The following is a 6,594-nucleotide window of genomic DNA, read 5'->3' as shown; positions in this document are numbered from 1 at the left end:
GTGAGTTTCCCGACCACTTTGCCCGCACCCGGGACGGCTTCATCACCACCCGCACTCACCCCAACACCTTCGGTGTGGTGCTGCTGGCCCTTGGCTGCCAGCAGACCGACCCGGAGGATGTGGCGGGCGTAATCCGCGCTACCGGCCGTCCCGTGGTGAGCATCAGCATGCAGGCCGACGGCGGCGCCACCAACGCCATTAAAGAGGGCATCAAGGCCGTAAACGAGCTTAAGGCACAGGCCGCCGCCCAGAAGCGGGAGCCATGCCCCCTCAGTGGCCTTGTCATCAGCGGCTATAACGGCGGCTCCGACTGGACCAGCGGCCTGTCCGCCAACCCCGTCGCCGGAGACGCCATCGACCGTCACACCGCCATCGGCGGCACCAACGTGGAAATCTGCGGACGGGGCGGCTATCCCACGGATGCAGGCTCCTATGAGGTGGGAATGCGCCTGATGGAGATTGGCGACTTTTTCAATGAGGACTGCGCCCGCAGAGGCGGCAAGGGCCTCTCTCAGGTGAACCCCACGCCCGGCAACAAGGCAGGAGGGTTGACCACCATGACGGAGAAGAATCTGGGCAGCTTCAAGACCAAGGGCCATGGCCGGATGCTGGGCATTCTGGACTGCGGACAGCGTCCTCCCCGGCCCGGCATGTGGGGCATCAATCAGGCCCAGGGCGCCAACGACGCGTATGCCACCACCACGCTGGCCATGAGCGGCTGCCACATCTGCCTGTTCACCACCGGGCGGGGAAACCCCATCGGAAACGCCTGCATGACCACCATCAAAATTACCGGCAATCCCCGCACCGCGGAGATGCTTTCCGACATGATCGACTATTCTACAAAGCCCATGCTCTATGGGGAAAAGTCATTGCAAGAGAGCGGAAAAGAGCTCTATGAGCTGATGCTCCGTGTGGCCGGAGGCGAGCCCACCAAGGCCGAGCTTCTGGGCGATTATAGCTGGACCACTCCCCATGGCACCAGCTACAACGGTGACTATTGACAAAAAAGAGAGGGCCGACCGAGCGGCCCTCTCTTTTTTTGTCCTCGTGCGGCAGGATATCCCGTCCCGCGAGGCTTTGCGGCTGCGGGGCAATTTTCTGGGTGGTCCGGGTTCATTGCGCCCATGACGGCGGCGCTGAGAAGAGCTGACGCTTGCCCGCGGGTGGCCCATAGCCACCCGCTTATTCTGGCTGTGGAGATGCGGAGATACATTTTTCCGATTGATTGATTTTGACGGTTGACTTTTTTCCAAAATCAGTGAATACTGGAGAAAGAAAATACGCCTGAAATTCTCCGGAAAGAACAGGCCGAAATTTGACAGGAGGAATCAAACTATGGATTACAGCGCAATGATTCAAAACCGCAAATCCGTGCGGGAATTTCAGGATACAAAGGTCCCCGATACCACCCTGGCGGAGATAAACGAGTATTACGAAAGCAAGTGCGGAAGGCTTGTGTCCTCCATCGGCACAGAGCTTCGCCTGTTCGGGTCCGACTCCCGGGAAAAGCTGAAGGGTGCGGCGGGCTACAACGATTTTATGATCGGAAACGCCGATTATTTTGTGATTTTGTCCGATGAGGCGGAGCATATGGCCGAAAATGCGGGCTTTATTGCGGAGGACCTCATTCTGCACATGACGGAGCTGAATTTGGGCACCTGCTGGCTCACCTTTAAGGATGGAGAGGCTGTGAAAAAAGCGCTGGGAATCGAATCCGACAGGCGCGTGGTGGTTCTGGCTGCGTTCGGCGTTGAGAAAAAGGCCGCCAAGCGGCTCTTCCTCAACATTCAGAACATTTCCAAGGTGGACGCTGTGAAGCGGGAATTCTATTCCCCCCGTCTGGGAATTGAAAGTTTGGTGTATTCCGGCAAGTGGGGCAACAAGGCCGGAGTGGACGAGGAAATCGGCGATATGGACCATCCCCTGTGGCAGGCGCTTTACGCCGCCAGCCTTGCGCCCAGCTATCTCAACCGCCAGCCCTACGGGTTTGTGCTGGACGGGGGAGCGGTGGTCCTGATTTCCAAGGACGACGGCTATACCGATGAAAACGAGCAGAAGCTCAATCTTGGAATCGTGATGCTGCATTTTGCCGCCGTGGCAGAACAGACGCTGGGAAAGCGCACCTGGACCCTGGGCGCCTATGACAAGGATTTGGGCCTGCCCGCCGGATACAGAGCCGTGGCCTCCTGCAAGCTGTAATCAAACGCTCCAGCCCGGTCCCTGCAAGCGCCGATGCTTGCAGGGACCGGTCGCTTTTATGAGAGGAAGGAGCTTCGATCTTTCCTCAAAGGCAACTTTTGAAGGGCGCTCCCGCGGCATCCAGAGCGCCTAAGACATATAAAACGGGGTTCCGGATTTCAATAGCCGTCAGGTTCTCAAAGCGGGAATCTGGCGGCTTAATTGGCGGTGGCGCTCCGCCGCCGATTAAGCCGGAAAGCGCAGGTGTACAAGGAATTGCGGCAGAAGACGAGAAAAGCAGAATTATAACTAAAAGGTTATAATTTCTCACAAAAATAGTATTTTAAATGTGTTCCTTTTCCATATATGATATTACCAAGCTAAATCGGTACAGTCGACGCCTTTTACCGGGCACGACGAAACCGCGCACAGCCGCGGAACAATTGTGAATCCGAGGGTTCGGGGAACTGTGAGGGGGAGAGACACATGGAAAAGGTCAAGATGAAAATTCCCGATTTTAAAAAGTTTAGGGAAGAGGGAAAGAAATACACCTTTGTCACGGCATACGACTACACAACGGCCTCCATCGTCAACGAAAGCGACACGGAAATTATTCTGGTGGGAGATTCCGCCGCCATGGTCATGCTGGGGCGCAGCACCACCGTGGGCATTACGCTGGATGAGATGATCGGATTCATCAAGCCGGTGGTGCTGGGCGCGCCGGATACCATGGTGATTGGGGACATGCCCTTCGGCTCCTATAACATCAACGCAGAGCAGGCGATTTCCAGCGCCAACCGGATTTTGATGGAAACCGGGTGCGACTGCGTGAAGCTGGAGGGCGGCGAAACCGTGGCCCCCACCATTCGCCGCATTGTGGATGCGGGAATCTCTGTGGTGGGGCACATCGGGCTGACCCCACAGACCGCCACCTCCGTAGGCGGGTTCAAGGTGCAGGGCGGAACGCCGGAAGGCGCGGCCCAACTGATTCGGGACGCCAAGGCGCTGGAAGAGGCCGGCGTTGTGGCTATCGTTCTGGAGTGTATGCCCAGCATGGTGTCCAAGGCCGTGGGCGAGGCGGTTTCCGTGCCGCTGCTGGGAATCGGCGCGGGGCCGTATGTGGACTGTCAGGTGCTGGTGACGCAGGACCTTCTGGGAATGTACAACGGCTTTAAGCCCAAGTTTGTAAAGCATTTTGCCGGGATTCGCCAGGAGATGGTTGCCGGACTGAACCGCTTCCACGAGGAGACGCTGAACGGAGCGTTTCCCTCTCCGGAATACTCCTTTAATAAGAGCGTGGAAATTCCGAAGCTGTACTGACGCGGTTGCTTCGCGTAAAAAAGAGATTTAGGAGGGAATCGCTTGGGTACGATATTGCTGTTTGCAAGCTTTTTTATTCTGCTGTTTTTAGGGGCGCCGATTGCGATTGCGCTGGGCGGCTCCGCATTCTTGTATGTTCTGCTGTTTACCAATATTTCCCCGATTATTGTGGCGCAGCAGATTTATGCCAGCGTCAACACCTTTACACTGCTGGCGGTTCCGTTTTTCGTTATGGCGGGCGTTTTGATGGAGTATGGAGGGATTTCCCGGCGGGTAATCTCCTTCTCCAAGTCTCTGGTGGGGCACTTCACCGGAGGGCTTGCGCTGGTAGTGGTGGTGGCAAGCGTGTTTTTCGCGGCCATGACCGGCTCCGGCGTGGCGGCCTGTGCCGCCGTGGGGGGAATCATGGTTCCAGAGATGATCAAGGCGGGCTATGACAAGGATTTTGCCTGTGCACTGCAAGGGACAGCGGGCATTTTCGGCCCGCTGATTCCGCCCAGCATCGTCATGGTGATTTACGCCACCATTGCCAATGAGTCCGTCAGCACCATGCTGATGGCGGGCGTGGGACCCGGCGTGCTTCAGGCCGCGCTGGTGGCCATTGTGGCAGTGCTGATTTGCCGTAAGCACGGCTACAAGGGCGAGGGGTCCTTTCATATTAAAAATGTGCTTCGAGGCTTTAAGGATTCCTTCTGGGCACTGCTTTCCCCGGCTATTATTCTGGGCGGCATTTATTCCGGCGTTTTCACGCCCACCGAGGCGGCGGGCGTCTCCTGCTTCTACTCTATCATTGTGGGCTTGTTCATTTACAAGGAAATGGATTTTGGGATGCTGATGGCGGCGCTGTCCAAGTCCCTCAAAAGCGCGGCGGGCATTATGTTCATCGTGGGCGCATCAGGCGCCTTCTCATGGGTCATCACCCGTGAGCATATCGCAAAGCTGGCGGCCTCCATGTTCCTCAACATGACGGACAACAAATACCTGTTCCTGCTGGTTGCCGCCGTGATTATCCTCATTGCCGGCTGCTTCATCGACTCGATTCCCATCGTCACGATTCTCACGCCCATTCTGGTCCCCGTTGCAGCGCAGTATGGCGTCTCGCTGGTGCATTTGGGCGGACTGATGGTGACGGGAACCTGCATTGGCCTGATTACGCCGCCTATGGGCCTCAACCTTTTCATGGGGGCCCAGCTTGGAAACCGGCCTGTGCACATGGTCATTAAAAAGATTATACCCTTTATCACTGTGACCGTCATCGGAATGCTGCTGGTGATGTTTATTCCCGGAATTGTAACATATCTGCCAACGTTGTTGAAATAAAGAAAGGAAGCGACAGACATGAAAAAACTTGCGGCTTTGTTCCTTGCAATGACACTGGTTCTCAGCGGCTGCGGCTCTCAGAGCGGCGGAAATACCTCCGGAGGCGGCTCCGAAGGGGAGACAGTCTCCTCGGACAAGCCCGTGACCTTGACGGCCATTGTGGCCGGATTGACGGAGGACAGTCCTTCCGGCGAAGCGCTGAAGAAGTTTGCGGAGCTGTGCTCCGAATACTCCGGCGGCACCGTGACGGTGGACTGCTACTTTAACACGGAGCTGGGCTCTGTGGCCTCCTGCGTGGATGCCTGCAAGCAGGGGACCATCGACATCGTGTCCACCGGCACATCCTATTTCTCAGGCATTGTGCCGGACATTCAGGTGTTTGAGTTGCCCTTCCTGTTTGACACCTATGACGAGGTTCACGACGCGCTGGACAATGCGCCCGGCGACTTGCTCAAGGACAAATTTGACGGTACCGGCATCAAGCTTCTGTGCTACTGGGAATCCGGGATGCGCCATGTGACCAACAGCCGCGGCCCCATCAACACACCCGCGGATATGAAGGGCCTGAAGATCAGAACCGTGGTTTCCGAGACACAGACCGCCACCTGGGAGGCCTTCGGCGCTATCCCCATGGCGCTGGACATGGGCGAGGTGTTCACCGCCTTGCAGCAGGGAACCGTTGACGCGCAGGAAAACGCCCTGTCCTCCATCGCTTCTCAGAAGATGTATGAGGTGCAGGATTATCTCTCCATGACGTATCACTCCTACACCGCCATGCCCTTTTTTATCAACCAGAATAGCTGGGACAAGCTGAGCGCCGATCAGCAATCCGCAGTGCAGAAGGCATCTGAAGAGTCCCGGGACATCGAGCGCCAGTTGAACGCCGACAGCGAAAAGGTGAACCTGAAGCTGCTGGAGGACAACGGCGTGGAGATCAACTACGAGCCGGACCGCGCCTCCTTCGCCGCGCTGGTGGGCCCTGTGTACGAGCTTTTTACCACCCGTCTGGGGAACGACACCGCTCTGAAGACGACGCAGGATTATCTGGCGTCCATTCGCTGAAACGCCAACGCGGCGGCGAGGATAAAGGGGTAGATTAACTTGAAAGAAATGCGTAAACTAAAAAGCGGCATTGACGGGTTTCTGGGTTTGGCGGGCCTTGCGGGCATTATCATTATGACCGTCAGCGTGGTGCTGCGATACTGCTTCAAGCTCTCTTTAAGCTGGTCCGATGAATTTCTGAGGACGCTGTGCATTTACGTCTATTTCATCGGCTCTGCCATGATGTGTGCCGAGGGGGGATTGATGCGGCTGGAGCTGCTGGACGACTCTCTGAAAAAAAAGGGCCGCGTCGGTGCCTACCGGACCGTGGTGAAAATCCAGAGACTGATTGAAACGGTGTGCTTTGGGGCGTTCAGCTTCCAGATGGTGCAGATGACCATTGGCCTTGTGGGGCAGACCAGCACCACCAGCACCACGCCGGCGTGGGTTTCTCCGCTTGGGTGTGCCATCGGTATGGTTTTGATGACGCTGATTTCCACATCCAAGCTGTTTTTTGAAAAAAGTGAGCTGGAGACGGCGGATTGAGCAAACCTGAAAAACTGGAATGAGCCGTATAACAAAGGGGCATGGAGAGAAAGAAATCTCCATGCCCCTTTGTGCCGAAAGAGCGATACAGGCCTCCAAAAACAATTATTTCGACAATGTTTTTGGGAGACATTCCATTTTGTCACGCTACTGTGATATAATGATAACGTAGCAAAGAAATAACGA

At 56.2% G+C, this 6,594-nt stretch carries 6 protein-coding genes; all 6 read left to right on the top strand.

What is annotated here, in order from left to right; genetic code table 11:
• On the top strand, positions 1-1,004 hold a 1,004-nt coding region (locus tag RTK01_RS03840; RefSeq protein WP_312279710.1), incomplete at its 5' end, for a UxaA family hydrolase.
• A 334-nt stretch (positions 1,005-1,338) separates the two neighbouring features.
• Entirely contained in the window at positions 1,339-2,202 is an 864-nt protein-coding gene (locus RTK01_RS03835; RefSeq protein WP_312279709.1) for a nitroreductase family protein, read from the top strand.
• A 465-nt stretch (positions 2,203-2,667) separates the two neighbouring features.
• Complete coding sequence (gene panB / locus RTK01_RS03830; RefSeq protein ID WP_312279708.1) at positions 2,668-3,501, top strand: 3-methyl-2-oxobutanoate hydroxymethyltransferase; 834 nt, start codon at positions 2,668-2,670, stop codon at positions 3,499-3,501.
• Between the two features lie 42 nt (positions 3,502-3,543).
• Positions 3,544-4,821, top strand: coding sequence for a TRAP transporter large permease (locus tag RTK01_RS03825; RefSeq protein ID WP_312279707.1), 1,278 nt, complete (start codon positions 3,544-3,546; stop codon positions 4,819-4,821).
• An 18-nt stretch (positions 4,822-4,839) separates the two neighbouring features.
• Positions 4,840-5,883, top strand: a complete 1,044-nt coding sequence (locus RTK01_RS03820) for a DctP family TRAP transporter solute-binding subunit (RefSeq protein ID WP_312279706.1) — start codon at positions 4,840-4,842, stop codon at positions 5,881-5,883.
• Between the two features lie 48 nt (positions 5,884-5,931).
• The gene (locus tag RTK01_RS03815) at positions 5,932-6,408 is read left to right on the top strand and encodes a TRAP transporter small permease (RefSeq protein ID WP_312279711.1); all 477 of its coding nucleotides are present in this window, start codon (positions 5,932-5,934) and stop codon (positions 6,406-6,408) included.
• Positions 6,409-6,594: the final 186 nt, after the last annotated feature.

The sequence above is a fragment of the Oscillibacter sp. genome (assembly GCF_031978065.1).
Classification (GTDB): Bacteria; Bacillota; Clostridia; order Oscillospirales; family Oscillospiraceae; genus Oscillibacter.
This window is presented reverse-complemented; position numbering and strand designations above follow the sequence as displayed.